Genomic DNA, 2174 nt, shown 5'->3' on the forward strand with positions numbered 1-2174 from the left:
TGTGTAGATTACACATTAATAACCCAGTTAACCTGATGAAACAAATTATAAAAAAGCTTGACAATCCCAATCATTATGATAAGATAGTCGGCTCGCTAGATAGCTTAACCCGCAAGGGTTTGAGACTAAATAGCAAGAGAGATACCCAATATATCAGTTACTGGACGACAGTGATTGAGCACTATTTAAAAGCATAACTAAAGAACAACTTGTGTGGATTTTTGCTGATTCAGAATGCTAAAAAATAAAGTTGGTTTTAGCTCCTTTTCGGAGTTCATTCTAACTATAAAAATTATCATTTAAGACAGCAGAAAAACTCAAAGTTAATTCATTACGAACATAATTTTTAGCGATTTTGCCAGATTAGATGAGCCAAGTTTAGAAGTCTCTTTAAAGGACTTCATAGCAAGATTAAACTGAAGAGTTTGATCATGGCTCAGATTGAACGCTGGCGGCAGGCTTAACACATGCAAGTCGAGCGGAAACGATGATAGCTTGCTATCAGGCGTCGAGCGGCGGACGGGTGAGTAATACTTAGGAATCTACCTAGTAGTGGGGGATAGCACGGGGAAACTCGTATTAATACCGCATACGACCTACGGGAGAAAGGGGGCAGTTTACTGCTCTCGCTATTAGATGAGCCTAAGTCGGATTAGCTAGATGGTGGGGTAAAGGCCTACCATGGCGACGATCTGTAGCTGGTCTGAGAGGATGATCAGCCACACCGGGACTGAGACACGGCCCGGACTCCTACGGGAGGCAGCAGTGGGGAATATTGGACAATGGGGGAAACCCTGATCCAGCCATGCCGCGTGTGTGAAGAAGGCCTTTTGGTTGTAAAGCACTTTAAGCAGTGAAGAAGACTCCGTGGTTAATACCCACGGACGATGACATTAGCTGCAGAATAAGCACCGGCTAACTCTGTGCCAGCAGCCGCGGTAATACAGAGGGTGCAAGCGTTAATCGGAATTACTGGGCGTAAAGGGAGCGTAGGTGGCTCGATAAGTCAGATGTGAAATCCCCGGGCTCAACCTGGGAACTGCATCTGATACTGTTGAGCTAGAGTATGTGAGAGGAAGGTAGAATTCCAGGTGTAGCGGTGAAATGCGTAGAGATCTGGAGGAATACCGATGGCGAAGGCAGCCTTCTGGCATAATACTGACACTGAGGCTCGAAAGCGTGGGTAGCAAACAGGATTAGATACCCTGGTAGTCCACGCCGTAAACGATGTCTACTAGTCGTTGGGTCCCTTGAGGACTTAGTGACGCAGCTAACGCAATAAGTAGACCGCCTGGGGAGTACGGCCGCAAGGTTAAAACTCAAATGAATTGACGGGGGCCCGCACAAGCGGTGGAGCATGTGGTTTAATTCGATGCAACGCGAAGAACCTTACCTGGTCTTGACATATCTAGAATCCTGCAGAGATGCGGGAGTGCCTTCGGGAATTAGAATACAGGTGCTGCATGGCTGTCGTCAGCTCGTGTCGTGAGATGTTGGGTTAAGTCCCGCAACGAGCGCAACCCTTGTCCTTAGTTACCAGCGGGTTAAGCCGGGAACTCTAAGGATACTGCCAGTGACAAACTGGAGGAAGGCGGGGACGACGTCAAGTCATCATGGCCCTTACGACCAGGGCTACACACGTGCTACAATGGTAGGTACAGAGGGCAGCTACACAGCGATGTGATGCGAATCTCAAAAAGCCTATCGTAGTCCAGATTGGAGTCTGCAACTCGACTCCATGAAGTAGGAATCGCTAGTAATCGCGGATCAGAATGCCGCGGTGAATACGTTCCCGGGCCTTGTACACACCGCCCGTCACACCATGGGAGTTGATTGCACCAGAAGTGGATAGCTTAACCTTCGGGGAGGCGTTCACCACGGTGTGGTTGATGACTGGGGTGAAGTCGTAACAAGGTAGCCGTAGGGGAACCTGCGGCTGGATCACCTCCTTATAGATGGCATTCGGTCAGCAAGAATTCACAACAAGTTGTTCTTTAGTTTAGCTAGTATTTATTATTAGCGCTTTGCCTTTACAGGCAGACACAGGCCTGTAGCTCAGCTGGTTAGAGCACCGTGTTGATAACGCGGGGGTCGGCAGTTCAAGTCTGCCCAGGCCTACCATTTATTTACGGGGCCATAGCTCAGTTGGTAGAGCGCCTGCCTTGCACGCAGGA

Annotated in this window: 1 protein-coding gene, 1 tRNA gene and 1 rRNA gene; all 3 read left to right on the forward strand. The window is 48.6% G+C overall.

What is annotated here, in order from left to right; genetic code table 11:
- A partial coding sequence (locus tag IE130_RS14285) for a hypothetical protein (RefSeq protein ID WP_227676229.1) occupies positions 1-197 on the forward strand: 197 nt, incomplete at its 5' end.
- A 216-nt stretch (positions 198-413) separates the two neighbouring features.
- Positions 414-1952: ribosomal RNA gene (locus IE130_RS14090) — 16S ribosomal RNA — on the forward strand.
- Between the two features lie 92 nt (positions 1953-2044).
- Positions 2045-2121: transfer RNA gene (locus IE130_RS14095), tRNA-Ile, on the forward strand.
- Positions 2122-2174: the final 53 nt, after the last annotated feature.

This window comes from Psychrobacter glaciei, assembly GCF_014652895.1.
GTDB classification, from domain to species: domain Bacteria; phylum Pseudomonadota; class Gammaproteobacteria; order Pseudomonadales; family Moraxellaceae; genus Psychrobacter; species Psychrobacter glaciei.